This window comes from Amycolatopsis sp. DSM 110486, assembly GCF_019468465.1.
GTDB lineage: Bacteria > Actinomycetota > Actinomycetes > Mycobacteriales > Pseudonocardiaceae > Amycolatopsis.
On sequence record NZ_CP080519.1, the window covers coordinates 6,614,674 to 6,637,828 of the forward strand.

Consider the following 23,155-nt stretch of genomic DNA (forward strand, 5'->3'; position numbering starts at 1 on the left):
CCGTTTCCCGACGGCAATGGCCGAGCGGCGATGCTCGCCGCGTACCACCTACTGACGAGCGACGGCGTGACCCTCGACCGGGCCGGTCCGCTGTTCGTGATCAGCCGCCGCGCGGACGACGCGGCCGCGGCGGCCGGGCTCGCCCGGCTCGTCGGCAAGCTCGTGGCGAGGTGACCAGCCCGGCGGGCCGACCACGTACCCCACCCGGTCCCGCCAACCCTGCGCACCACGAAGGTCGCGCAGGATCGAGCCGTACTCGTGGAACCCGACCTTCAGCAGGTTGTGCGTGTCGATGTTCGTGGTCAGCCCGTAGGTCGGCCGCTTGCCTTCGGGGACGAAGCTGCGGAACAGCCGGTCCCAGACGATCAGGATCCCGCCGTAGTTCGCGTCGAGGTACTCGGCGTCGCTGCCGTGGTGGACGCGGTGGTGCGACGGGGTGTTGAAGACGTACTCGAACCAGCGCGGCAGCTTCCGCACCTTCTCCGTGTGCACGAAGAACTGGTACACGAGGTCGATCGACAGGCCGGTGAGGATCATCCACGGCGGAATCCCGCACAGCGCCAGCACGGACCAGAACGGCAGCTGGAAGTACGGGGTCCACTTCTGCCGCAGCGCCGTCGAGAAGTTGTAGTGCTCGCTGGAATGGTGGACCTGGTGCCCGGCCCACAGCAGCCGCACGCGGTGGCTCGCGCGGTGGTAGGCGTAGAACACAAGCTCCTGGCCCAGCAGCATGAGCGCCCACGTCCACCAGTCGCGCGGGTCGAACTTCACCGGCGCCAGCTCGAAGAGCACGGCGAAGACCACCAGCATCACGAGCCGGAACAGCGCGTTCACGCCGAGCGCGACCGCGCCCATCAGCATGCTCGTGCGAGTGTCGGCGGGGCGGTAGCCGACCACGTCGTCGTCGTGGCCGAGCACGTGCACCGCGACGATCTCGACGGCCACGAACAGCAGGAACACCGGGATCGCGTACAGCACCGGGTCACGCAGGTGCGCCAGGAAGTCGGCCACGTCGTCTCCTCCCGAACTGAACTAACTCCGAGGTAACTTACCTGAGGGTCACTTACGGTAGGCTCAACCCTGTGACAGGGTCAAGGGCCGTCGGGACGAAGGGTGTGCCGCGCGGCGAGCGCGAGTCGCAGATCCTCGTGGCGGGCACCGAGGAGTTCGGCCGGGCGGGGTACGCGGGCGCGTCGATGGTGGAGATCGCGCGCCGCGTGGGTGTCACGAAACCCTTGCTGTACCAGTACTTCGGCTCGAAGGACGGGCTGTACCTCGCGTGCCTGCACCGTGCGGGGGACCGGCTGACGGACGGCGTGGCCGAGACCATGGCGGCCGGCAGCGACCCGGAGCGCATGCCGCTCGCGGTGCTGGCGGCGATCTTCGCGACGTTCGACCACGACCGCTACGCGTGGAAGCTCCTGCGCGACCCGACGGTGCCGGCGACGGGTGACATCGCCGCCACGGCCGGCGACTACCGCGAACGCCTCGACGCGTTCGCCCTCGTCGGCGCCGGTCAGCTGCTGGGTTCGCGCGGGCCGTCGGACGCGCTGGACGTCGAGGCTCTCGCCCACGTCTGGACCGGTGTCGTGGACTCGCTGATCAGCTGGTGGATCGACCGGCCCGGCGAAACCGCCGCGGCGATGACCGACCGCTGCGCCCGCGTGATGGCCGCGCTCTTCGGCTGGTGACCAGTCCGCTGTGGACACCAGCGGACACCGGCGCGACCGGGACGACCGGCGCCGCTTCGGCCACCCACGCCAGGTGGATGGGGTGTTCTCGCTGGTGACCCGTTCAGACCCGTTCGTTCCGATCCCGTCCAGAGCGGTCCGAAACAGCGTCAGATCCCCCGGGGGGACAGCTCCGGGGGACGCCATTCGGCCAGATCGAGCCTGCCGATTCCGGGTTGGCGGGCGGTCGCCGTGACGTCCCCCCGAGGGGATTGGCACCTGGCGAACGGTTCTGAAGACGTTCTGCGCTGTTATGGAGAGTTGCGCACGGGTTTGCTAGAGTTGCGCCCGTGACCGCAACCGAGCTGATGCCCCTCACCGCGTACACGCCGAAGGAAGTGGCCGGCATGTTCGGCATGGCGTCGGATCGCTGGCTGCGTGATGGCGTCCGTGCCGGGAAGTACCCTTGTCTGCGGATGGCCAAGAACGCGATCCGATTTACCGCTGAGCACGTGCAAGAGATCAGGAAGATGCATGAGGAAATGCAACGGCAGAAGCCCGCGCTGAAGCATGACCCCTACGATCTTTTCGGCGCCGTGAAGTCCAAGACGGGAAATCGGACAAAGAAATCCTGAATTCTCGCCAGGCAACTTTCTGCGGGCAAGAAAAACCCCCGACAGCCGCGGTCCAGGGCTGCCGGGGGTTTTGTTTACGCTGTTCAGGAGGCTGTGGCGTAGCTCAATCTCTCCTCGCGCATCGCTTCCATGTCCTTCCGTAATCTGCGCACTGTGACAGCCTCGGCCTTACTGTCCAGTAGGGCGCCAATTCGGCGGTCGATGATGTAGATCGCAGCAGCAACAGCCAGGGTCGATGCGGCGAGAAGAGTGCCGACTGTGCGCACCCCTGCTCCCCTCGAAGGTGGGTTCGATTTCTTTAGCCGCCGAAACAATACGACCACATCTGGTAATCGAACAGGCCAACTTGCACCACTGCGCGTACTAGCGAGTAGTGAAACTACCCTGGGTGGAGCTAGCTGTCGTCGCCGTCGGACTGTAGGTCTCCGTTTGAGTGAAGATGGCCGCTGGCGTGTGTTGATTGCCCCCGAGCTTCGAAGATGTCAGTGATCAACTGACCGAGGTCGGCGTGGGTAAACGTTTGGCCTACCCGGCTTGACCAGTACTTAATCTTCGAGAGCTCAAGATCACCCTCGGGCGCGCTAGCCCGGCTGGGTGATCTTGGCGCGGAGCTTGCCGGCGGGGGAGTAGGCGGGGCCGCTGTTGAGACGGACTGTGATTGAGACTGAGCCTCCACGGGAGTTGGCTCTCCGCCGCCGAGGACCGCTTGGACGCTGCCCTTCCGCCACTTCAGCGCTTGCTCGAACCCGCGCGCGGTCGGTGGTGTGACGCCTTGCGCTTGGCCGGACATGATGCGACGTCGGAGGGTGCCGGAGATGCCGGCTGCCTTCTCGACGTCTTTCCACTGCAAATCAAGATCCACACGGCGTTCGCCCATGTGGTGAGAGAGGTTCTCCCAGTCAAGTTCGCCCATGCGGGCGTAGCGTACTCAAGGTAACAGGGTGCGGCACACCGACAGTTCATCTTTCACGATTCAGAACCCGGTTGGGTGTGCGGTTGTTGCGGGCAAACCGCGCAAAATTAGCACGTTTAGTAATCGGCCGTTAGGTCGTCGAGTTGTGGCCAGTTGCGGCGTGTAGCGCAACTTTGGCAGAGTTTCGCGCGACCACGTCCGCGCCCATTGAGCGCCGGCTGGCCGCAACGCGAACGCGTGTTCCGCACGGCGTGGACTGTGTTTCCGCAGGTGAAGTTGGTTTCCGTCATGCGGTTGGCCTCGCTGTGCGGACGAGGTTGCAGTGGCAGGCGCCCGGTTCGCGTGATGGCGCTGACCTGATTGTGTGTGGACTGGTTGCGCAACTAGTGTTGCCTTGTTGCGATGGCGAGCTGTATAGTCGACTACAACAGCGAGCGACAACAAGGAGCACACCGTGAACCACACAGTCACCTTCATCCAGAAGCCCTCCGACCAGCACGGCGAGCCCTGCACCTGGTGCAACCTGGACTACACGGACTGCTCCACCAACATCTACGTCGACGACTACGACGGCAACGAGTACGTCGTCCACAGCTGCCTTCCCTGCATCAAGGACGTCATCAAGGACGCCCACTTCGGCGACCGTGACGCCATCGTCGAGATCAGCCTCTTCCCCCGCTACCAGACCGAGAACGACAAGGTCGCAGCGTGACCCCGTACCAAGTCGACCCCGACATCGCGCGGGTCGTGCTTCCCGCCGGTGCCCCTGAGGACGTTTGGCTCGCCGAACGCCTCAAGGGCATCGGCGGGTCGGACATCGCCCAGGCGGCCGGGATCGCGAAGTACGGCTCCCCGTTCCAGCTCTGGATGGTCAAGACCGGTCGGATCGACCCCGAAGACCTACTCACCGACGAGGACCGGGAGCGGTTCTACTGGGGTCACGCCCTGGAGCCCGTTGTAGTGGCCCGGTTCGCCAAGAACCACCCCGAGTACGACGTAACCCCCGGTGCAGGCACCTACGCCCGCGTTGAGGCCGAATGGCAGCGCGTCAACGTCGACTCCCTCGCCTGGAACCCCGATGGCTCGCTCGCTGCCGTCATCGAGGCCAAAACCGGCAACCACCGCGTCCTGGCCGACTGGAACGGCGAGGAAATCCCCCTCTCCTACTACTACCAATGCCAGTGGGCCATGTGGATCACCGGCGCACCGCTCACGTTCATCTGCGCCCTGATCGACACCCACAACTACATCGAGAAGGTCATCGAGCGCGACGACGAGATGATCGCCGACCTCGTCGATTTCGGCGCCGAGTTCTGGCGGCAGGTTGTCGACGACGTCATGCCCGAGGTCGACGGGCACGACGACACCAGCTCGATGCTCGCGACCACCCACTACGAACCGGGCTCCATGGTGGAACTCGACCTCGGATGGCTGAAGGACCTCACCCTCCGCGGCGAGCTGGTCCAGCAGATCAAGGACCTCACGGAGAAGAAGACCCAGATCGACAACCGGATGCGCGTCGCGATCGGCGACGCAGAGACCGCGTGGGTGGGTGACGACAAGGTCGCGACGTTCAAGGCCTCGTCCAAGCCGACCCGCAAGGTCGATCCGGAGCTGCTCGACATCCTCGGCGAGGACTTCCCCGAGGTCTACGCCGCAGTCGTCACCGAGAAACCCGCCTCGCGTCGCCTGACCTACGCGAACCACACCACCACCCCTGAAAGGAACCACGAGTGAGCAACGAATCCGCACGCAACGCCATCGCCCAGCGAAAGGAGGCGAACAACGGCGGGGGACAGGTCGTCAAGGCGAAGGACCCGTGGCGCGACCTGATCGACAAGCAGAAGACCGAGATCGGGCGCGCACTGACCGGCACCGCGCTCGACCCGGAGCGGTTCACCCGGGTTGCGCTGACCGTCATCAAGAAGACGCCGAAGCTGATGCTGTGCGACGCGGTGTCGGTCCTGGGCGCCCTGATGACCTCGGCGCAGCTCGGGCTGGAGCCCGGTCCACTGGGTGAGGCGTACCTGGTGCCTTACGGCAAAAGCTGCCAGTTCATCGTTGGCTACCAGGGCTATATCAAGCTCGCCTGGAACTCCGGGCAGATCAGGCACATCGACGCCGATGTAGTGCGGGAGAACGACTACTTCCTGTACGAGAAGGGCGCCGAGCCGAAGTTGGTGCACCGGCCCGCGCGGAAGAACCGTGGCGACGCCGTCTGCTACTACGCGGTGGCGTCGTTCAAGAGCGGCGGTCACGTTGCCGTCGTCCTGTCGCCGGAGGACGTCAATCAGTACCGCGCCCGCTCGGCGTCGGTGAAGTCCTCCAAGGAGTCGCCGTGGGACACCGACTATGACGCGATGGCGAAGAAGACCTGCCTTCGGCGCCTGTCGACGTTCCTGCCGAAGTCGACCGGGTTGGCGCGTGCGCTCAGCGCTGACGAGTCGGTGCGCAGTGACCTTGGGGCGAGTATCGACGAGATCACCAGCGACGTGATCGACGCCGAGTTGGTCGAAGAGCCCAGCGGGCAGGACGAGGCGCCGGCCACGGCCGGTGCGCCGGCCGAGGGCCCGTGGGGTTCGGCCTACGAGGACGGCGAAGGCGAATAGCGGTTTCGGTGGGCCCGGTGCGTGGCTGGGCCCACCTCTCGTTTTGGTTCAGCACTAGCAGAGGGAGTCATCGTGAATGCACCGAACCTGAAGGGTCCGGCCGAGGCTTTCATGATCGCAGCGTCCAAATTGCAGGACATCAGCGACGGCGAGTTGCGCGCGTTCGGGGAGGACGTGGTGTGGCTGATGTCGCAGTACTTCGAGGAAATGGAGCGTCGAAAGTACCTGTCGATGTCGGATCGGCCGATCACGGCGCTGGACAAGCAGGACACGATCTTCGGCGACATCATCGCCGAGTTCGGAGTGGCGCCGGACTGGTGGTATGAGCCGCCGGCCTACGTCACGGACCAGTTCGGCGATGGGGAAGGAGAGGGCGACGGTGAGGATGACGATGAGGTTGTTCCGGAGGCGCCGGTGGTGCCGGTTGTCGTTGGTGAGGCAACCGTTCAGGCTCCGCCGCTGTTCGTTCCTGGTCCGGAGGACACGCAGCTGATGCCGCGGATCATCGACGTCTCCGGCGGCGTGGAGATGGAAGGGGACGCTGGTGAAGGCCCGGCCGCGTGACCTCGGTGATGTCCTGGTGGACGTCGCCGAGTGGGCCACCACGGTGGGCGTGATCCTGATCGTCGCGTTCGTGATCGGTTCGGTGGCCGAGGGTCTCGTTTCTCTCGTGTGGTGAGGGGTCCGGCGGGCCGGTAGGTGCGGCTGGTCCGCCGGATTTAAATGGGGTTGAACCCTGAGGGTTCAACGAGGGGGCTTCTACTGTGCGGCGCCGTATTGCCGTGTTTCTTGATCGCGTTGAGGTTTTCTCGCGCCGTTTTTTCATCGAATGCGTCGTCGGCGCGTTCGTATTGGTAGCCATCCAATTCATCGTGAGGTGATTCGTCATGCCTATCAACACATCTTCCAAGTTGTCGATCGAAGTGCGTCCAAGCCGGGCCGGGTTCCAGGTCATTCTCTGCCGTGGCGGTAAGGCAATGGAGATGCTCGACGTCGACGCGGTGCAGTCCCGCGCGGCCGAGCTGGCGCAGAAGTGGGCCGAGAAGTTCGGCTGCTCCTTATCGCACGGCGGTACCGCGTGAGCACGCCGCGCGGGGTCGACAAGGAGTATCAGCCGCTGGTCGCAGCCGCTATGAGGGAGGGCTGGGAGCTGAAGAGGGGCACCAAGCACTGGAAGCTGCTGTCCCCGAACGGGTCGGACATGGTCGTGTTCCCGATGTCCCCGAGTGAACCGCGCGGGGTGGCGAACATGCGGTCTCTGCTGCGCCAGAAGGGCGTTAACGTGTGACTCTGTTGCGCTGAGTTGCGCAACGTATGTATAGTCAATGGATGGAGGTGATCGCGCGCCACAGACACCCAGCCAACCACGTGGACGCACCCAACACCGTGACCACCCGAACCCAGAGCAGGACGCCTGACCAGGCACGGGGCGGCAGCAACACCGCTGCCGCCCCGTCCGAGGACCACCCCCGCGACCCCGACCAGATCGACATGTTCCCGGCCCTCACGCCGGTCGAACCCGAACCCCTCACCCCGGGTGCCAAGCGAACCCAGCGCAACTCTCAGCTGGCCGCCGCGTTCCTGCACCCGCTCACCGTCATCCTGCGCGGCGCGCTGAAGTTGCACGCCGACGCTGCACCCCACGACGACCGTGACGCCCCGGGCCTTCGCTGCGGCACCTGCCGCTTCCGGCGCCCTGTCCACGGCGGCGCCCGCAACTACCCGAAGTGCACGCGAACCCGTCTGCTCATGACCCACTCCGACGCGTCCGACTGCCGCGCCTTCTGGCCCGCCTGCACCTTCCACGAGCAGGAGGCCAACGCGTGAGGGCGCTCTCGATCCGTCAGCCGTGGGCGTCGCTGATCCTCGCCGGCATCAAGACCGTCGAGAACCGGTCGTGGCCCACGAAGTACCTCGGGTCGCTGGTGATCCACGCCAGCCGCAAGATCGACCGCCACGCGCTCCAGCTGGCCCGGATGCACGGCATCCACGAGTTCCCCACCGGCGGCTACCTCGGCGCCGTCGACCTCACCGGATGCCACCACGACGAGGACTGCCGCGGCTGCACCGACTTCAGCGAGCACAACCAATTCCACTGGGACATGCAGCGCCCGCGTTCCCTGCCCGACCTCATCCCCGGTCACGGGCAGCTCCAGTTCTGGACCCCACCGCCCGAGGTGCTCGACGCCGTCGCCCGGCTCGACGCCGCCCGCCTCATCGAACAGCACGGAGGAACCGAATGACCGTGGACGACACGGCCACCCTGGCGACGTTCGCGGCGAGCGGGTTTGTCCTGCTCGTCGTGCACAACCTCGCCGACCACGTCACCGGCCAAACCGACTGGCAGGCCGACAACAAGGCCGCCCCCAAGCCCGACGAGGTCGCGGCCGGCGCGAACCCCCACCAGGGGTGGTCGGCGATCCTGGCCCACGTCGCCATGTACCACCTGACCATGGTCGTGCTGGGCCTGCTCGCGTGGCTCGTGCTCCCGTTGCACTGGTCCGTGCTGGGCGTGGTCCTCGCGCTCGTCTGGTCGGCCGCAACCCACGCCCTGCTCGACCGGCGCTGGCCGGTGCGGTGCCTGCTCGAGAAGACACGTTCGCCCAAGTTCGCGAAGCTCAACGCCGGCGGCCTCAACGGCATGTACGCCGCCGATCAGGCCCTGCACTGGCTGGCGCTCGCCGTCTCGGCGGTCCTGCTGGCGGTGGTTCAGTGACCACCACAGTGAAGGCCCTCACCGCCCGCCTTCCGCACTTGTGCGACAGCTGCCACTGGACTTCGCGCCGTGGGACACCGTCAATTGCCCCTGGTCATCGTTACCTGCGGCACGTGGCGTTCCCCGGTGATGAGGTCAACCAGACGGACCGTCCCTTCAGCAACGTCGAGTGCGTGGCGTGTGCCTGCGAGCACGACCCGTCGGCCGGTCTGCTGATCGCGGGTGCCTGCTCAACCTTCTGCTGTGGCGATGTGCCCTGTGCACGACCGGTCCAGCACGACGGCGACCACTCATGTCACCGCTGCATGGCCGCCGTGTCGCTGGCGGTGGTTCGGTGACCGCCACCCAGATCACCGACGCGACCCGCCGCCTACTCGCTCAGCGTTCCCAGGGCAAGTGCGAGCGGTGCAACGAGGCCGACGCCGTCCAGGCCCACCACCGCAAGCCCCGCGGCATGGGCGGAACCATGCTCAAGACCTCCCACCTGCTCTCGTGCCTCCTGCACGTGTGCGTGCCCTGCCATCTGGCGATCGAAGGCAACCGCGCTCGCGCCATCGTTCATGGATGGCTGGTCGAGCACCCGGGCGAGCCGACCGACGTGCCGGTGCTGATGCACAACGTCAACTACGTCGGCCCCGGTAAGTACCTGTTGCGCGACGACGGCGGCGTCACCCGCGTCTGGGATGAGGAGGCGGCGTGACCCCGCGCGGCGCGTTCGTGAGCTTCCGAGGACACGAACACCACCACACACTTGGGCGACGCTTCGAGTGCATGGGCGGCTGCTCGATCGACCTGAGCTACCTCGCGTCGAGCCCGTACATCGTGGAGCTGGAAGTCATCCGCGACGGCACCTACCGCCGATGGGAGATCTCGCGGGAACTGCTGGTCGAGGGCATGACCGAACCGGCCGGGCCCGGAAAGATGCACGTGTGCCCGACCGGCGGAATGCCGGGACGGGTCTCGGTGATCAAGCGGGTCGGCCTCGCCACGAACGACGAGCTGATCCTCCCGCGCCGCCGGCTTCAAGAGCTGCTCGACCAGTCACACGACATCGTCCCCACCGGAACGGAGTCCGACCACTACGGGTGGGACGCGGTGTTCGCCGCGCTGGGCGGTGGCTGCTGATGGCGTCGAAGGTCGTGTACGCGCAGGGCCGCAAACCCGCCGCGCCCGCGAAGACCGGGAAGAAACCGCGCAACCGGATCGCGCCCCTTACCGAGGACCAGTTCCAGACCAGGGTGATGCAGACCGCGAAGGCGTACGGCTGGATGGTGGTGCACTTCCGCAAGGCCATGCGTCAGTCCGGCAAGTACTCCACGCCCGTGCAGGGCGACAACGGCTCACCAGACCTGCTCCTCGCCCGGGGCGGGGTCGTCTTGTGGGCGGAGTTGAAGTCCGACACGGGGAGGCTGAGCCCAGAACAGAAGGAGTGGCGGGACGCGATCGGCGACGGCTGCTGGCGGCTTTGGCGCCCGCGCGACTGGGACACGCTCGTGCTGCCCGAGCTGGCCGGCGGCCGGGTGCGGGCGGTGGTCTCGTGACTCGCCGCTGGGGAAAGGCCGGTGTGCCGCTCACCGACGCCGAGACGCGCCGGAACGACGCCCGCCGCAACAAGACAGCAGCGGAGCGCGTGCTTGCCGATCAACGGACGTACCGAGAGTGGCGGGCCGGGAAGGTCGTTCCGTGGCGAATCACGCTCGCGCTCGACTCACACGCCCTCTACGGGCCCGAGGTCGACGAGGCGTGCGGCGCCGCAGAGCCAGACGTGGACATGTGGGAAGCGGGCACCCGATACCCGACGTGGGAGCAGCTGAAGAAGCTCGCGAAGTTGACCATGGTCACCCCCGGGTTCTTCATGATCCGCCCCGCTGAGCTGTTGCCGGCGCAGACGTCGATGCAGTTCCACCGGATCGGCGGCGAACGCGCGGAGTGGCGCCAGCCGCCGCCGGTCCTGCTGTTCACCCCCGAAGCCATCGCCGAGACCGTGAGGGGCGCCGACTGATGTCCTGGCACACGGGCCCGTTGGCGGCGTTCGACCTGGAGACAACCGGCCCCAAGCCGACGGACGACCTGATCGTGACCGGCACCGTCTGGCGGTACAGCCCAGGGGAGCAGGCCAGCGACACGACGTTGCTGATGGACCCGGGCGTGCCGATCCCCGAGCAGGCCACGAACATCCACGGCATCACCACCGAACACGCGCAGCGGGACGGGATCCCCGCCGGCGAGGCAGTGCCGGTGCTCGCTGCATTGCTGGCCGACCACGTCGCCGACGGCGCCCCGATCGTCATCTACAACGCACCGTTCGACCTGACAATGCTCGAGCGCGAGTGCCGCCGCCACGGGGTGCCGACCCTGTTCGACCTGTGCGCCCGCGACCAGCTGACGCCCTACTTCATCGACCCGCTCGTTCTCGACCGGCTGATCGACCCCCGCCGCACCGGATCGCGCAAGCTCGCGGCGGTGTGCGCGCACTACGGCGTCGACCTGTCGGACGAGGACGCGCACACCAGCAACGGCGATTGCCTCGCCGCCGCGCGGCTCGCCTATCGGATGGCGTCCCGCTTCCCGAAGCTCGCCGCGATGCCGCTGCCGGAGCTCCAAGCACGCCAGACCGCCGCGTACCGGGAGCAGGCGCACCAGTTCGCCGCCCGCGCGCAGGGGATGGGCATCGTCCGCGACGTCCCCACCGAATGGCCGTACGTGCCGGCCCGGCCCGTGCAGGAATCCCTCATCTAGCCCCCACACGAGGGCTGTTGCAACAGAACACACAACCCACGAAAGGAACCACAATGCCCGGAGTTGAAGAGGTCCGCGCTGGTATCGCTCTCGCGAACGAGAAGGCGTCCACGAGCATCGCCTCCTTGCAGCAGGCCGCGATGGCCCTCGAAGAAGCCCAGCTGGCGCTGTCGCAGGCGACGCAGGGCAGCCAGCAGCACGAGATCAACCAGGCCCACGGCTTGCTCGCGGAAGCGCTGAACGGAATCACCGGGATGCAGAGCACCATCCAGGCCAGCATCTCGTCCGCCGACGGCTACTCGGCACGGCTCTGACCGTCGACACGCGACCCAGAGAAAGGAACCCAACACCTTGACCATCCGCATCGACACCACCAGCGACGAGACCCAGCTGACGGCCGCCATCGACAAGGCCAACCTCGGGCCCGCCCGTGTCACCATGCTCTCGCCGGGCAGCGACCGCGAGACGGCGCTGGTTGTGCTCGAACCGACCTCGCCGGCGAAGGCGCAGACCCTTTTGCGGTGGCTCGACGTCATCGACCTGATCGACGCCACATCCGGCAAGTGGAAGAAGCGCGACCCGCGTGTGCGGCTCAACCTCCGCGGCCGGTTCCCCAGCGGCATGTACCTCATCGTCGCCTGCGAGTTCGACGAGCGCACCGAGGCTGCGCAGACCGACTTGATTAGCGAGCTGATCGAGCCGCAGCAGATCGTGAAGCTTGTCCGCGCGCTCGCCGACATGGAATATCGGGCCAAGTAGCCCCCGCGCCTGCCTGGACCAGGCGACTCAGGTCCAGGCAGGCGCACCGGGGCAGGACGCTCGCGTGTGAGGATCCCGCGCCAATCATCCTTGGACAGCGCAAAGTCGTCGCTGGCATGCCACCAGATCACCCATTCCGGCTACCGTACTAAGCTCCCTCTCGCGAAGGGTTACCACACCGGAGGTGAGTGTGAGCACTATCACCAAAGTAGCACTCACGGTAGGGCTATTAGTCATCGCGACCATCATCGCAGTGTTGCCACGGAAGGCGAGCACAGATGAAGGTGCCGGCTCCACGGAGAATCTATCCGCCTTGCGTGCGGCGACCTCGCTTGCAGCATGCCCTTCGGGCGACGGGCAGGACGTTCACACACTTGAGGGTGTGCTCACTACCTGTCTCGGCGACGGCAGTCGCGTTGAACTAGGCCAGGCGATCGCGGGGCGCGACACCCTCATCAACGTTTGGGCGCCGTGGTGCCAACCATGCAAGACGGAGTTGCCCGTCCTAGCAAAATACGCAACCGAGCAACACTCTGTGCAAGTACTGCTGGTGGAGGTGGCCGGCTCGGAAGCTGACGGCCTTGCTCTCCTCCAGAGCCTGGGAGTGCATTTGCCGTCTGTGTTCGACGGCGAAGGTGCGACCGGCCCGGTTCGAGAGAAGCTCACTGTGGCTCTCTTACCTTCGTCCTACTTGATTACCGCCGACGGCCGAGTCCGTTATATACACAATCCGCCCGTTTTTACGAATTCGGACGCTATTCGGGCAGCTATCGACCACGTTCGGTAAGAGACAAGTACTCTACGCGTCGCCCTGTTGGCGGTAAATCACGCCTCGGATTACTGACATGATCTTCCCTCGAAGGGTGATTCCGATTTCAGTAGGTCGAGGAGATGTACGTGAAAAGATCCATTGCGACCATTGCCTGCGCATTGACCCTGGCGGCAGGATGTTCCTTCGCTATACAAGAGTCAGCTTCAGCGTCGCCAAACGCAAACTGCGCAGTTGGCCGGGACGCCAATCTCGCGGGCGGCTTTTCCCAATGCTGGGAAACGAGTGGAACCCAGCAGGTAGTGCTGACTTGCAGCAATGGTGCGTTGGTTTTCGGCCCGATGGTATCCGCGGTAGGAGGGGTAGTGTCTCACGCGGTTTGCCCCAGCGGTTCCTTGGTGAGCACAGTGGGCTTTCGCTTCGACGTGTTACGTTAGCCGTAAATCAATCCGGACATTGAATAGTCCAAAAGAAGCGTAAGTCTTTCCTTGTGTCGTGATTCTTCTTTTGCTACTTGCCTGCTCTTGAAAGCGGGCCTGCGCGAGTCGACCTGGCTGCGTCTGCAAAAAAGAAGCAGAAGTGGTCAGGTCGATTCCGGCACCGTCTTCCCAATGATCAGCAGTTGGTCCCAACTCACCCGAGCCAGGCGACAGTCAGGAGCCGGGCTTTGTCGTGTAACCGGGCTAGCCTCCTTCGGCCGCAGGCAGTCATGGGGTCACCCGGATCGGGTACACAAACCACTCCGTTGGCATCGCTGCGAAACTCGTACTCACTCACCGCATACAGTTGCGGTGCGTTTCGTTACGAGTTTCGAGGGGTTTTCGGGATGACTGCTGTATCGGTGGCTGCCGGGGTCAGCCAGTTCAACGACCAGCCGGCCGCGATGTACAACCGCATGTTCCCCCGGCTCACCCCGGCAACACCGCGCGGCGTCCGCGAAGCCGAAAAGCTCGGACTACCTGGCGGCCGGATGGACGGCGGCCCCACCACCGACAAGCAGGACAACAAAAACGTCCCAGCCGGGTTCGCCGTCTTCGGACAGTTCGTCACCCACGACGTCGCCGCGGACATGACCCCGATGCCGGACCACGCGATCCTCCCGGAGGGGCTCACGTCGTTCCGGTCGCCGCGGTTCGACCTGGACAACGTCTACGGCGGCGGCCCCGGGGTGATGCCGGCCCTGTACGCCAAGGCCGATCACCGCACCAAGTTCCTGATCCCCGACGGCGGGCACGACATGCCCCGTGGTCTCGACGGCGCCATCGTCGCCCCGGACGCGCGCGACGACAACAACATGCCGCTGGCGCAACTGCATCTGGCATTCATGCGGTTCCACAACGCCGTCGTGGACGCCCTGACCGCTGGGGAGATCACCACCAGCGCCGGCGACGGGCTCGCCGCGTTCCCAGGGAACGACGGCGCCACCGCGGACCCCAACGCCTCGCTCGGCGGGCTCCTGCGCACCGACGCCTACTGGAACCGGCTGTTCGAGCAGGCACAGCGGATCGTGGTGTGGCACTACCAGTGGATCGTCCTGCACGAATACCTGCCGCTCGTGTGCGGTCAGGACCTCGTCGACGACGTGCTCACCAACGGGCCCCGCCACTACAAGCCCGGCCGGCACCCCTACATCCCCGTCGAGTTCGCTACCGGCGCGTTCCGCTATGCGCACGCGGTGATCCGCAGCGAGTACCAGGTCAACGACGGCCACACGTTCCCGATGTTCAGCACCGCCCCGGACGTGCCCGGCATGGAACGCGTGGACCTGCGCGGCGGGCCGGTGAAACCGGAGCACGCGATCGACTGGCGGTACTTCTTCCACGTCGACCGCGATCACAAGCCGCAGTACGAACGGCTCATCGGCACGACGATGTCCGGTCCGATCCTCGAGCTCCCGGTGTCGTCGGTCCCGGGCGCGAAGGCCGACGCGCTGTCCAAGCCGATGTCGTCGATGGCAATGCGGGACCTGTGCCGCTCGGAGGTGCACCAGCTCCCCAGCGGGCAGGACATCGCCCGCGCGATGGCGGTCGAGCCGCTCACCGACGAGCAGCTCGGGTTCGACGGTCCGTGCCCGCTGTTGTGGTACGTCCTGCGGGAGGCGGAAGTCCTCGCTGACGGCCACCACCTCGGGCCCGTGGGCGGCCGGATCGTCGCCGAGACGATCATCGGTCTGCTGCGCGCTGACCCGTTCTCGATCCGGCCGAGCTGGAAACCGACGCTGGCCGGCGACGACGGCGACTTCACCATGGCGCACCTGCTCAGATTCGCCGCATGAACGGGCTACCGCAGGCCGCGCGCAATGTCATCGAGGATCGGGCCGAAAGTGGTTCGCAGCGTGCGCACCGGATGGCGCACCAGGTCGACGCACGCGCGCCCAAGTTCGGTGTCGGCTACGGCTCGCGCGATCTCGACGTTGGCCCGGACCGGGTGGCGCACAAGGTGGCGGAGTTCCTCGAACAGGTCATCATCCATGCTCGTCATCCTGTCAGTGCGGCCGTGGATCAGCGTGAACCGCGATCAGCTCTCGCGGCCGCCCTCGTGAGGTTCGCGGCGTGACCGCGGGGGCCGTGGCGTTTGAACACGGCATGACCGAGTGCGTGTTCTGCTCCCGCATCGAGCACGGCCTGTTCGGACGCCACGACAAGTGGGCGGTGGCGTTCGAGCCGCTGAAGCCCGTCATCCGCGGCCGGCACATCCTGGTCGTCCCGCGCCGGCACGCCCCGCACGCGGGTGCCGACCCCGACGGCGCTGCCGTGGCCATGCGGTTCGCCGCCACGCTGGCGGCCGAGATGGGCATGGACTTCAACATCATCACCAGCGCGGGCCCGGCCGCGACCCAGACCATCGAGCACACCCATCTGCACGTGCTGCTGAGGGAACCCGGCGACGGAATCACGCTGCCGTGGACAGTCCAGGATCGGAGCGACCCATGAGCGACACGTACACCCTGCTGTGCCAAGGAGTGGGCGCCAACCCGAGGATTCCCGTCGCGGCGCGGCCGTGCGCCAGCTGCGGAACTGGCCTGTGGGTCAGCAGCTCGATGGTGGCGCGCGTTGACGCCGGCGAGATCAAGACGTCGTGCTTCAACTGTACTCCCGGCCGGCTGTCCGAGGACGCCGTCGCGACGATCCACCCCGACCAGGTCAATGAACTCCGCGGTGCCGGCGTGCTCGACGCGGCTCGCGACCTGCTGATCGCGCTGAACACCGGCTACGAGCGGCCCGGCACACGGCCGCGTTGAGAAACGAGGGCACATGTACGAATACGGTCTCGCCCCGGCAAGCACGAAGCGGTTCAACGACCACTCGCCGTGGGCGTCGTTCGGTTCCGGCGATGAGGGCCGCGCAGCCGCGTTGCGCCATCTCGAGCACGACCCTGCGAACCGCCTGGTGCGGAAGGCCAGTGAGGGCACCACGTGGGAAGAGTGCGACCGCTGAGCACCAGCACCAGGTGCAGGACAATCGCTGCGTGAGCAGCCATATCGCCGCGATGGCGCCACGACCCCGGGTTCCCGCTGGGTCGTGGCGCCATCGTTCTTGTTGGTGCTAGGCGATGACGAGCGACGCCGCGCCCATCGCGCGCGTCAAGCCACTGGGGGAGTTGCACTCCCGAGCGTCGTACGGGGCGAAGTTCAGCGTCAGCGAGTAGGAGTGTCCGGCGAACCGGCCGTCGAGGACGATGCCGGTCTCGACCGCGACGCCACCGATACCGCGGGCGGTCGCAGCCCCAGGCGTTTCAAGCTCGCTGGTGGTCTCGTCACCCCACACGACCCAGTAACGCGCGCCAGTGACGGCACCAGGGTCCAGACAGGACGTGTTCTCGGCGGTGGTGGACACCGTCGACACTGAGTAGGCGCCCGGGTCGGCCGCGTTGCACGACAGGTCGGTCTCGACGCGCGTGGTCGTGTCGCCCGCCCAGTCGTGGATGCCGGGGGAGTAGTCGACGGTCGTGAGGCCGTTGCACGTCGCGGACGCGGCCGTGGTCGTGGTGGCGGCGCTGGCGGCCGGCTCGGCACACGCGAGGCACGCGGCGACGACGGTGAGGGCGAAAGCGGTACGGCGCAAGGGTTGACTCCCTGGTCAGTTCGCGGTCTTGAGATGGCTGTAGACCCACAACGCCAGGCGCGCGATCGAGACATCCAGCTCTGACGCGATCCGCACGATGGCTTCCAGCTCGGTGCGGTACTGGTGCCTGCGCTCGACGTAGGCGGCGACGGCGTAGGCGCGGATCCGGCCCGGGGAGGGTGTCACGTTGTGCTCCGTTGCGGTGGCGTTGCGGTCACATTGGGCGACAACGTAGCAGGTCAAGGCCACTTTCGCGCTTGGGACAGTTGCGGTGGGTTTTGCCAGTTGCGCAACAGTGTGTGTATAGTCAGTTTCATGAACACGCGAACCGCCACCAACGACACCCCCAACGACCCCCTGCTGACACCCGCACAGGTCGCCAAGATCTGCGGCGTCAGCCACACCACCGTGCAGAACTGGATCAACAAAGGCCAGCTGGCGTTCGTCCCCATGCCCAGCGGACGCAAGAAAGTCCGCCGCAGCGACCTCCCCAAGGCCCAGTACGCCGACGGCCGCACCACCGACTGACCACACCACCAGAAACGCTGAGGGGAAATCAGCACCATGAACAGCAACAACGCGGCCGTACCTGGGGAGGCGGCCCGATGAGCTTCCAATCAGTGCAGTGGGCGCTGGAGTTCTCTCCGGTCGCCGACACCTACGAGCGGCTGATCCTCGCCGCCATGGCCACGGCATCCGACGACCTGGGCTGCGGCACCTGGCTGGGCTGGAAGAAGCTGTCCACGGCCGCCATGTGCGACCGGACCACCCTCTACAAGCGCTTGAAGGCGATGGAAGAGCGCGGCGTGATCGCGCGCGGAGACCAGCGTCTCGCCGAGTACATCAACGCAGCCACGCGGCCTGTCGTGTGGGACATCATGATCCCTCGTTCGTGGTACTCGGACGCCCAGTGGGCGGAGTTCCAGCGGACCCGGACCGGGCGCGGCCTGGCGCCGGTCGACCCGGAAACCCGACCGGACATCGCCGCGCCGGAACAGGTTGGCCGACGCAAGCGCAGCGATGCCGGCAAGAGCCGGGAGAACCGCGAGGACGTTGCTACTAGCAACGGGGTTGCTAACAGCAACGGGTCACCCGAGGCGCCTGAAGGCGTTGCTAACAGCAACGGGGTTGCTAGTAGTGACCCGGAGACGTTGCTAATAGCGACAGAGGACGTCGCTAGTAGCAACCCGAATAAGTCATTTAAACCAATCATGTTTAACCAGTTAGAGAAAGAAGACTCGCGCCTCGGCGCGAGCGCGTCGACGACGCCTGTCGTTCGGGACTTGAACGAGGGCAGGGACGACGTCGAGCGCCTGTGCGAGCACCTGGCCAAGCGGATCGAGGAGCACGGCTCGAAGCGGCCGACGATCACGAAGGCGTGGCGTGACGCCGCCCGGCTGCTGCTGGATGCGGACGGCCGCACTGAGGAGCAGGTGCACACGGCGATCGACTGGTGCCAGGACGACGAGTTCTGGCGGGCGAACATCCTGTCGCTGCCGAAGCTGCGCACCCGCTACGACCAGTTGCGGCTCCAGGCGCAGCGGTCCGGGTTGCGGGTCGTCAACGGCGGTAAGCCATCGACGGACGACAAGGTGGGCGGTCTGCTGGCCCGTGCCGGTATGGATCTCGGGGCGCTCATGTCGGGCGACTCGACGGCTCGTGTCATCCCGGGCGGCGAGCCGAGGCAGATTGCGGGAGGTGATATGCGGTGATGACCAAGGAGGAGACGGCCGCGCTGCTGGCGATCGTGACGTCGTTCGACCACCGCAATGCGGGCGAGAGCGACATCTGGGCCTGGACCAAGGCCGCCGAGGTCGCTGGTTGGTCGTTCGAGGAGGCGGCGGCCGTAGTGGTCGAACACCTCTCGGTCGGCACGCCGGGCAAGTTCCTGGAGCCTCGGTACGTCACCCAGCTCATTCGGGAGCGCCGAACGAAGCGGCTGCTTCCGGGGTGGTGTGGCGAGTGCGGGTCGGAGTTCCCGGACGAGCGAGCGAAGAAGAACCCGCGGTTTCGCTATCACACGAACCCGAAGACCGAGGAGCGTGTGATGTGCGCCTGCCACCCGAACCACCCGCAGCAGAAGCGTTTGCCCTGATACGAAAAGCGCCCCCGCCTAACTGGTCAGAGCTAGGCGGGGGCAGCGAACACACGCGATCCCACGGAAAGGAACCATTCAAACCGTGACACCGGAAGAGAGCATCGCACAGGACGGGTCGAGTGTCGACCCGGAGGGGTGGATGCCGAACGAAGCTGAGCGCGAGGCCGAGCAGATGGTGCTCGGCGCGATGATGAGCGCGTGGAGCCGCAAGACCAGCGACGGTGATTCGGTGCCGATGAACTCGGCCGCGATCTCCGAAGTCCAGCGGATCATCACAGCGGAGCAGATGTTCTCCGGCGCACATCAGGCGATCTTCACCGCCGTTGTGCGACTGGAGCAGGCCGGGGAGACCGGCATCGACCCGGTGATGGTTATGGGCGAGCTCCAGCGGGTCGGGTTGCTCGGCAAGATCGAAGGCGCCTACCTGCACACGCTGTTCGCGCGGGTGACGACGGCGACGAACGCGACCTACTACGCCGAGAAGGTCAAGGGCGCCGCGGACCGGCGGGCGGCGTTCCAGTTCGCCGAGCGGGTGCGGCAGTTCGCGATCGGTGACCCGGAGCGGCTGCAACAGGCGACCGATACCGCGTACACGGCGTTCATGCAGGAGATCGCAGGCTCGGCTGCGGATTCGTTGAAGTCAGTATCGGACGACTCGTGGCTGCTCACGGACATCCTCGACACGTGGGGCCAGCAATCGCCGTCGGCCATGACCACGGGCCTGATCGACGTCGACGACCTGCTGAACGTCAACGTCGGTGGCCTGGTCGTCGTCGGTGCCCGCTCGGGTGTCGGCAAGAGCGTGTTCGCCGCGCAGCTCGCCCGGCACTACGTCTTCGACAAGGCGTTGCCGGCCGTGTTCTTCTCGCTCGAGATGACCCGTCGCCAGCTCTACGAGCGTGACCTTGCGGCGCTGGCCGGGGTGCCGCTCGGCTCGGCCGAGGGCAAGGTGTCATTGGACGACTTCCAACGCCACAAGCTCGTCAAGGCCGCCGCCAAGTACGAGGCGGAGGGGGCGCTGCTGTTCTACGACGACACCCCGCACATCAGCCTGGCGCACATCCGCTCGACGCTGTCGCAGATGCGCCACCAGTGGGGGAACCCTGGTCTGGTTGTCGTCGACTACATCCAACTGATGGACCTGCCGCGCCGCGATCGTGAGGACCAGGCCATCGGCGAGGTCACCACAGCGCTGAAGGAGATGGCGAACGAGTTCCAGTGCATCATCATCGCCGTCGCCCAGCTCAACCGTAAGGCTGAGGAACGCCCCGGCGGCGTGCCGCAGTCGTCCGACCTGCGCGGCTCCGGCCAGATCGAGCAGGACGCCGACGTCATCTTCCTGCTGCACGACGCCGGGAAGTACGACGAGGCGCGCACGGGCGAGGTGGACATCTGGCTGGCCAAACAGCGTAAGGGCCAATCCGGTGTTCCGGTGACGGTGGCGGACTACCGCAACCAGGCGCAGTTCAAGAGCATGGCGAAGGAATGACCGGCGAGCAGTGGGTTCATCCGCCTCGTGCCCACATGGACCCGGAGGACGCCATCGCCGAATACTTGGCGTCCTCCGCGGTTCCCCGCCCGCGGCCGGCCGGTGACGACAAGTTGCGTTCCGCAACATCCGGTTTCACCCAGTGGCGCAACCGGGCGCCCCGCACGGCGGCTGAAACCGCAACCGGGTTGTGGAACCTTCGGACCACGTGACCGAAACCCTGACTGCCGAGGCAGCCACTTTTCCCCGTATCTGTGTCCGCAAGCCCTACTACGCGTTGCGTGATCTCCGGATCGACGAACCCGGCACCGCGACCTGTGAGCTCCCGGTTGAGCAGCCGGTGACTGGTGTGGTGTCGCCGATCGGGTTGGGCGAGGCCGGGCGGCACATGGCCATTCTCGGGCTGTGTGCCGCCGCGTCCCTCGCACCGGACGACGCCCGCCGCTACTACCTCGCCCGCCGCGCCGAGATCACGTGGCTGCACCCCAAGCCGGCCGCCGCGGGCGGAGCGCTCACCGGCCGCCTCACCGCCGCCCTGCCCACGTCCAGGAAAGCGACCGCCGCAGGCCTCCTGCGCGCCGGCAGCGTCGCGCTCGCCGCGTTCTCCCTCTCCTACGACGTGCTCAAGGCGCCGGTGTTCGAGCGGATGTTCTCCCACATGCACCACCCCGACACCGGGACTGAAACCGGGACTGAAACTGGTTCTAGTCCCTACGCGCGCGGACTGGAGCTGACCAGCGTGAACATCGGCGCCCAGTCGATCACCGCGACCGTCACCGCCAGCCCCGCGGACTGTGCCGGGCACTTCCCCGGCTACCCCGCGCTGCCAGTCGCCGTACTCGGCACCGCAATGGTCGACGCCACGAGCCGCCTGATCGAGGCCACCACGCACCGGCCGATGATGCGGTGGGTCCCGAAGGGCCGGCTGGTGTTCGAGGCCCACCGCCTCATCCAGGCCGGCACACCGGTCGAGATCGACGCGCGGATCGTGTCGAGCAATGGACCGCGGCGGACCATCCTCGTCACCGCATCCACCGGCGAGGAGACGGCCGCGTCGCTGTCGGTCAACGTCGTCACCGTCCACCCTGAGATGCTCCGCACCCCCTGACGCTGTGTGCGCGCCCGCCTGCGGGGCGCAACTGAGCGCAACCGATACTGACCCGGTGAGTCGTGAGGGGAAAACACCTGCTCCTGCCGTGCCAGCCCGGCATCTGGTGCTGATGCACCCGTTCGCCGGGGTCGACGGGGTCCGGGAGCTGAACCAGCGGGCCGGGATCCGCGTCGGCAACGACGCCGACGTGTCCGGCCCGATCACCGCCCGCCGCTCCTACCGGGCGTCACGCGGGTTCTACCTGTCCGATCTGGACGTCGCCGTCGTCAACGCCGACCCGGACCAGGCCGCCGCGCTCGCCCGCGGCGCCCGGGAACCCGGGCCGATCGCGTTCATCGAGCCGGAACGCACCCTGCGCGTGCGCCCGGTCACGCCGCCAGCCACGGGGGCGGGGGAGGACAGCGGAGAGTTCCAGGTGCCGCACCTGCCCTTCACGTGGGGGTTGCAGGCCGTCGGCGCCGCCGCGACGCGCGCGACCGGCAAGGGCGTGCGGCTGGCCGTGCTGGACACCGGCATCGACATGGAGCACCCGGATTTCGTGCACAAGCTCGGGATCGCGCAGTCGTTCGTGGCGGACGAGACCACGCAGGACGTCATCGGCCACGGCACTCACTGTGCCGGCATCGCGACCGGCCCCCGGACGCTCGAGGTTTTCCCCGGCTACGGGGTCGCGCCGGAGGCCAACCTGTACGTCGCGAAGACCGTCGACAAGGCAGGGGAGGGGCAGGACGGTGCGGTGCTGTCGGCGATCGCGTGGGCGGTGCGGCACAAGTGCGCCGTGGTGTCGATCTCCCTCGGGTCGCCTGTGCGGCCGGACGAGTTCTACTCCGTGGTGTTCGAGCAAGTCGCCGCGCGCGCCTTGCGGGCCGGAACGCTGATCGTCGCCGCGGCGGGGAACGACTCGGACCGGGTGAAGAACCTCGCCGCGCCGGTCGACCATCCGGCGAACTGCCCCAGCGTGCTCGCCGTCGGCGCGATCGGCCAAGACGACACGGTGGCGCCGTTCAGCAACATGACGGTGAACCTGTCCGGCGGCGCCGTGGACGTCGCCGCGCCCGGTGTAGACGTGTTCTCGGCCTGGATCGGCGGGTACCGGACGCTGTCGGGCACGTCGATGGCGACACCGCACGTCGCCGGGGTCGCGGCACTGCTGTCGCAGGCGACCGGCGCACGGGGTTGGGAGCTGTGGGCGCGGCTGCAAGGGTTCGCGCGCCGGCTGGAGGCGCCGTCTCGCGACGTCGGCGCCGGCCTGGTCCAGGCGCCCCGGTGACCGCAACCTGGACGCCCTCGGCCGGGTGAGGCGGTTGCGGCGCGCACGGTAGAGTTGCGGTGCGTTCCAGTGAGCGCGGACGTGAGGTGTTTCGGGTTCGTCCGTGTGGGGACAGCTATAGCTGGTGGAGCTGTGAAGTGGGCCCGCATCCCTGGTGGGGGGTGTGGGCCTTTCCCATGCGTGCAGTGTCGATGAGCTGCACGTAGTAGGCGGCGATCCAGATGGTCACGGTGATGATGGTGTTGGCGACGGTTCACATGGGTTCCCCTCAATCGTTGCAACAAAACGCAACACGTGCGTATAGTCAGATGTC

Annotated in this window: 34 protein-coding genes; 30 read left to right on the forward strand and 4 right to left on the reverse strand. The window is 66.7% G+C overall.

Going from position 1 to position 23,155, the window contains the following annotated elements:
- Positions 1 to 48: 48 nt before the first annotated feature.
- Positions 49 to 1,011: a sterol desaturase family protein gene (locus K1T34_RS32145; protein WP_255637719.1), complete on the reverse strand. Its 963-nt coding sequence runs from the start codon at positions 1,009 to 1,011 to the stop codon at positions 49 to 51.
- A 71-nt stretch (positions 1,012 to 1,082) separates the two neighbouring features.
- Here K1T34_RS32145 and K1T34_RS32150 point away from each other — a divergent pair, with 71 nt between their 5' ends.
- Both K1T34_RS32150 and K1T34_RS32155 read left to right on the forward strand, forming a co-directional pair.
- Entirely contained in the window at positions 1,083 to 1,691 is a 609-nt protein-coding gene (locus K1T34_RS32150) for a TetR/AcrR family transcriptional regulator (protein ID WP_255637720.1), read from the forward strand.
- Between the two features lie 329 nt (positions 1,692 to 2,020).
- On the forward strand, positions 2,021 to 2,305 hold the full coding sequence (locus tag K1T34_RS32155; RefSeq protein ID WP_220238493.1) for a hypothetical protein: 285 nt from the start codon (positions 2,021 to 2,023) through the stop codon (positions 2,303 to 2,305).
- An 83-nt stretch (positions 2,306 to 2,388) separates the two neighbouring features.
- On the opposite strand, the gene K1T34_RS32160 is transcribed toward K1T34_RS32155, so the two are convergent.
- Complete coding sequence (locus tag K1T34_RS32160) at positions 2,389 to 2,571, reverse strand: hypothetical protein (RefSeq protein WP_220238494.1); 183 nt, start codon at positions 2,569 to 2,571, stop codon at positions 2,389 to 2,391.
- A 1,101-nt stretch (positions 2,572 to 3,672) separates the two neighbouring features.
- Between K1T34_RS32160 and K1T34_RS32165 the strand changes: the two genes are divergently transcribed.
- The 22 genes from K1T34_RS32165 (at position 3,673) to K1T34_RS32265 (ending at position 16,247) form a co-directional block, all read left to right on the forward strand.
- Positions 3,673 to 3,930: a hypothetical protein gene (locus K1T34_RS32165; protein WP_220238495.1), complete on the forward strand. Its 258-nt coding sequence runs from the start codon at positions 3,673 to 3,675 to the stop codon at positions 3,928 to 3,930.
- Positions 3,927 to 4,955, forward strand: coding sequence for a YqaJ viral recombinase family protein (locus K1T34_RS32170; protein ID WP_220238496.1), 1,029 nt, complete (start codon positions 3,927 to 3,929; stop codon positions 4,953 to 4,955). Before K1T34_RS32165 ends, K1T34_RS32170 begins: the two co-directional genes overlap by 4 nt.
- Positions 4,952 to 5,827, forward strand: a complete 876-nt coding sequence (locus tag K1T34_RS32175) for a recombinase RecT (RefSeq protein ID WP_220238497.1) — start codon at positions 4,952 to 4,954, stop codon at positions 5,825 to 5,827. Before K1T34_RS32170 ends, K1T34_RS32175 begins: the two co-directional genes overlap by 4 nt.
- Positions 5,828 to 5,899: 72 nt before the next feature.
- Entirely contained in the window at positions 5,900 to 6,391 is a 492-nt protein-coding gene (locus K1T34_RS32180; protein ID WP_220238498.1) for a hypothetical protein, read from the forward strand.
- Positions 6,372 to 6,506: a hypothetical protein gene (locus K1T34_RS53605; RefSeq protein ID WP_255637721.1), complete on the forward strand. Its 135-nt coding sequence runs from the start codon at positions 6,372 to 6,374 to the stop codon at positions 6,504 to 6,506. The genes K1T34_RS32180 and K1T34_RS53605 overlap by 20 nt, the downstream gene beginning before the upstream one ends.
- A gap of 208 nt (positions 6,507 to 6,714) precedes the next feature.
- Positions 6,715 to 6,909, forward strand: coding sequence for a hypothetical protein (locus K1T34_RS32185; RefSeq protein WP_220238499.1), 195 nt, complete (start codon positions 6,715 to 6,717; stop codon positions 6,907 to 6,909).
- Positions 6,910 to 7,156: 247 nt separating this feature from the next.
- A complete protein-coding gene (locus tag K1T34_RS32190) occupies positions 7,157 to 7,654 on the forward strand; it encodes a hypothetical protein (RefSeq protein ID WP_220238500.1) in 498 nt (165 codons plus the stop codon).
- Positions 7,651 to 8,070 (forward strand): ASCH domain-containing protein, encoded by a 420-nt coding sequence (locus tag K1T34_RS32195; protein WP_220238501.1) that lies wholly within the window; start codon positions 7,651 to 7,653, stop codon positions 8,068 to 8,070. The genes K1T34_RS32190 and K1T34_RS32195 overlap by 4 nt, the downstream gene beginning before the upstream one ends.
- Positions 8,067 to 8,543 carry a hypothetical protein gene (locus tag K1T34_RS32200; RefSeq protein ID WP_220238502.1) on the forward strand — a complete coding sequence of 159 codons (477 nt, stop codon included), beginning with the start codon at positions 8,067 to 8,069 and terminating at the stop codon, positions 8,541 to 8,543. Before K1T34_RS32195 ends, K1T34_RS32200 begins: the two co-directional genes overlap by 4 nt.
- 334 nt (positions 8,544 to 8,877) lie before the next feature.
- Positions 8,878 to 9,243, forward strand: coding sequence for an HNH endonuclease (locus tag K1T34_RS32205; RefSeq protein ID WP_220238503.1), 366 nt, complete (start codon positions 8,878 to 8,880; stop codon positions 9,241 to 9,243).
- The gene (locus tag K1T34_RS32210; protein ID WP_220238504.1) at positions 9,240 to 9,668 is read left to right on the forward strand and encodes an SsgA family sporulation/cell division regulator; all 429 of its coding nucleotides are present in this window, start codon (positions 9,240 to 9,242) and stop codon (positions 9,666 to 9,668) included. The genes K1T34_RS32205 and K1T34_RS32210 overlap by 4 nt, the downstream gene beginning before the upstream one ends.
- Complete coding sequence (locus K1T34_RS32215) at positions 9,668 to 10,084, forward strand: hypothetical protein (RefSeq protein WP_220238505.1); 417 nt, start codon at positions 9,668 to 9,670, stop codon at positions 10,082 to 10,084. Before K1T34_RS32210 ends, K1T34_RS32215 begins: the two co-directional genes overlap by 1 nt.
- Positions 10,081 to 10,545: a hypothetical protein gene (locus K1T34_RS32220; RefSeq protein ID WP_220238506.1), complete on the forward strand. Its 465-nt coding sequence runs from the start codon at positions 10,081 to 10,083 to the stop codon at positions 10,543 to 10,545. The genes K1T34_RS32215 and K1T34_RS32220 overlap by 4 nt, the downstream gene beginning before the upstream one ends.
- Positions 10,545 to 11,282, forward strand: a complete 738-nt coding sequence (locus K1T34_RS32225; protein ID WP_220238507.1) for an exonuclease domain-containing protein — start codon at positions 10,545 to 10,547, stop codon at positions 11,280 to 11,282. The genes K1T34_RS32220 and K1T34_RS32225 overlap by 1 nt, the downstream gene beginning before the upstream one ends.
- Before the next feature lie 53 nt (positions 11,283 to 11,335).
- Positions 11,336 to 11,596 carry a hypothetical protein gene (locus K1T34_RS32230; protein WP_220238508.1) on the forward strand — a complete coding sequence of 87 codons (261 nt, stop codon included), beginning with the start codon at positions 11,336 to 11,338 and terminating at the stop codon, positions 11,594 to 11,596.
- Between the two features lie 37 nt (positions 11,597 to 11,633).
- On the forward strand, positions 11,634 to 12,041 hold the full coding sequence (locus K1T34_RS32235) for a hypothetical protein (protein WP_220238509.1): 408 nt from the start codon (positions 11,634 to 11,636) through the stop codon (positions 12,039 to 12,041).
- A 190-nt stretch (positions 12,042 to 12,231) separates the two neighbouring features.
- On the forward strand, positions 12,232 to 12,828 hold the full coding sequence (locus tag K1T34_RS32240) for a TlpA disulfide reductase family protein (protein ID WP_220238510.1): 597 nt from the start codon (positions 12,232 to 12,234) through the stop codon (positions 12,826 to 12,828).
- A gap of 808 nt (positions 12,829 to 13,636) precedes the next feature.
- Positions 13,637 to 15,085, forward strand: a complete 1,449-nt coding sequence (locus K1T34_RS32245) for a peroxidase family protein (protein ID WP_220238511.1) — start codon at positions 13,637 to 13,639, stop codon at positions 15,083 to 15,085.
- Positions 15,082 to 15,366 carry a hypothetical protein gene (locus K1T34_RS32250; RefSeq protein ID WP_220238512.1) on the forward strand — a complete coding sequence of 95 codons (285 nt, stop codon included), beginning with the start codon at positions 15,082 to 15,084 and terminating at the stop codon, positions 15,364 to 15,366. Before K1T34_RS32245 ends, K1T34_RS32250 begins: the two co-directional genes overlap by 4 nt.
- Positions 15,363 to 15,743, forward strand: coding sequence for an HIT family protein (locus K1T34_RS32255; RefSeq protein WP_220238513.1), 381 nt, complete (start codon positions 15,363 to 15,365; stop codon positions 15,741 to 15,743). Before K1T34_RS32250 ends, K1T34_RS32255 begins: the two co-directional genes overlap by 4 nt.
- Positions 15,740 to 16,051 carry a hypothetical protein gene (locus tag K1T34_RS32260; RefSeq protein ID WP_220238514.1) on the forward strand — a complete coding sequence of 104 codons (312 nt, stop codon included), beginning with the start codon at positions 15,740 to 15,742 and terminating at the stop codon, positions 16,049 to 16,051. The genes K1T34_RS32255 and K1T34_RS32260 overlap by 4 nt, the downstream gene beginning before the upstream one ends.
- A 13-nt stretch (positions 16,052 to 16,064) precedes the next feature.
- The gene (locus K1T34_RS32265; protein WP_220238515.1) at positions 16,065 to 16,247 is read left to right on the forward strand and encodes a hypothetical protein; all 183 of its coding nucleotides are present in this window, start codon (positions 16,065 to 16,067) and stop codon (positions 16,245 to 16,247) included.
- A gap of 108 nt (positions 16,248 to 16,355) precedes the next feature.
- On the opposite strand, the gene K1T34_RS32270 is transcribed toward K1T34_RS32265, so the two are convergent.
- Both K1T34_RS32270 and K1T34_RS32275 read right to left on the reverse strand, forming a co-directional pair.
- Complete coding sequence (locus tag K1T34_RS32270) at positions 16,356 to 16,874, reverse strand: hypothetical protein (protein ID WP_220238516.1); 519 nt, start codon at positions 16,872 to 16,874, stop codon at positions 16,356 to 16,358.
- A gap of 15 nt (positions 16,875 to 16,889) precedes the next feature.
- Positions 16,890 to 17,060 carry a hypothetical protein gene (locus tag K1T34_RS32275; protein ID WP_220238517.1) on the reverse strand — a complete coding sequence of 57 codons (171 nt, stop codon included), beginning with the start codon at positions 17,058 to 17,060 and terminating at the stop codon, positions 16,890 to 16,892.
- A 129-nt stretch (positions 17,061 to 17,189) separates the two neighbouring features.
- Here K1T34_RS32275 and K1T34_RS32280 point away from each other — a divergent pair, with 129 nt between their 5' ends.
- The 6 genes from K1T34_RS32280 to K1T34_RS32305 all read left to right on the forward strand — a co-directional run bounded on the left by K1T34_RS32280 (position 17,190) and on the right by K1T34_RS32305 (position 22,842).
- Positions 17,190 to 17,402, forward strand: a complete 213-nt coding sequence (locus tag K1T34_RS32280) for a helix-turn-helix domain-containing protein (RefSeq protein ID WP_220238518.1) — start codon at positions 17,190 to 17,192, stop codon at positions 17,400 to 17,402.
- Between the two features lie 77 nt (positions 17,403 to 17,479).
- Complete coding sequence (locus K1T34_RS32285) at positions 17,480 to 18,586, forward strand: hypothetical protein (RefSeq protein ID WP_220238519.1); 1,107 nt, start codon at positions 17,480 to 17,482, stop codon at positions 18,584 to 18,586.
- Entirely contained in the window at positions 18,586 to 18,969 is a 384-nt protein-coding gene (locus K1T34_RS32290) for a hypothetical protein (RefSeq protein ID WP_220238520.1), read from the forward strand. Before K1T34_RS32285 ends, K1T34_RS32290 begins: the two co-directional genes overlap by 1 nt.
- Before the next feature lie 142 nt (positions 18,970 to 19,111).
- Positions 19,112 to 20,461: a DnaB-like helicase C-terminal domain-containing protein gene (locus tag K1T34_RS32295; RefSeq protein WP_220238521.1), complete on the forward strand. Its 1,350-nt coding sequence runs from the start codon at positions 19,112 to 19,114 to the stop codon at positions 20,459 to 20,461.
- Positions 20,462 to 20,669: 208 nt separating this feature from the next.
- Entirely contained in the window at positions 20,670 to 21,569 is a 900-nt protein-coding gene (locus K1T34_RS32300; RefSeq protein ID WP_220238522.1) for a hypothetical protein, read from the forward strand.
- A gap of 88 nt (positions 21,570 to 21,657) precedes the next feature.
- The gene (locus K1T34_RS32305; RefSeq protein WP_255637722.1) at positions 21,658 to 22,842 is read left to right on the forward strand and encodes a S8 family serine peptidase; all 1,185 of its coding nucleotides are present in this window, start codon (positions 21,658 to 21,660) and stop codon (positions 22,840 to 22,842) included.
- Positions 22,843 to 23,155 lie beyond the last annotated feature (313 nt).

Bases quoted from the DNA above. Each gene is read 5' to 3' on its own strand.
- K1T34_RS32185 (WP_220238499.1), top strand. From the start codon at position 6,715: ATGCCTATCAACACATCTTCCAAGTTGTCGATCGAAGTGCGTCCAAGC.
- K1T34_RS32190 (WP_220238500.1), top strand. From the start codon at position 7,157: ATGGAGGTGATCGCGCGCCACAGACACCCAGCCAACCACGTGGACGCA.
- K1T34_RS32200 (WP_220238502.1), top strand. From the start codon at position 8,067: ATGACCGTGGACGACACGGCCACCCTGGCGACGTTCGCGGCGAGCGGG.
- K1T34_RS32215 (WP_220238505.1), top strand. From the start codon at position 9,668: ATGGCGTCGAAGGTCGTGTACGCGCAGGGCCGCAAACCCGCCGCGCCC.
- K1T34_RS32225 (WP_220238507.1), top strand. From the start codon at position 10,545: ATGTCCTGGCACACGGGCCCGTTGGCGGCGTTCGACCTGGAGACAACC.
- K1T34_RS32230 (WP_220238508.1), top strand. From the start codon at position 11,336: ATGCCCGGAGTTGAAGAGGTCCGCGCTGGTATCGCTCTCGCGAACGAG.
- K1T34_RS32245 (WP_220238511.1), top strand. From the start codon at position 13,637: ATGACTGCTGTATCGGTGGCTGCCGGGGTCAGCCAGTTCAACGACCAG.
- K1T34_RS32250 (WP_220238512.1), top strand. From the start codon at position 15,082: ATGAACGGGCTACCGCAGGCCGCGCGCAATGTCATCGAGGATCGGGCC.
- K1T34_RS32260 (WP_220238514.1), top strand. From the start codon at position 15,740: ATGAGCGACACGTACACCCTGCTGTGCCAAGGAGTGGGCGCCAACCCG.
- K1T34_RS32265 (WP_220238515.1), top strand. From the start codon at position 16,065: ATGTACGAATACGGTCTCGCCCCGGCAAGCACGAAGCGGTTCAACGAC.
- K1T34_RS32280 (WP_220238518.1), top strand. From the start codon at position 17,190: ATGAACACGCGAACCGCCACCAACGACACCCCCAACGACCCCCTGCTG.
- K1T34_RS32285 (WP_220238519.1), top strand. From the start codon at position 17,480: ATGAGCTTCCAATCAGTGCAGTGGGCGCTGGAGTTCTCTCCGGTCGCC.
- K1T34_RS32290 (WP_220238520.1), top strand. From the start codon at position 18,586: ATGACCAAGGAGGAGACGGCCGCGCTGCTGGCGATCGTGACGTCGTTC.
- K1T34_RS32295 (WP_220238521.1), top strand. From the start codon at position 19,112: ATGCCGAACGAAGCTGAGCGCGAGGCCGAGCAGATGGTGCTCGGCGCG.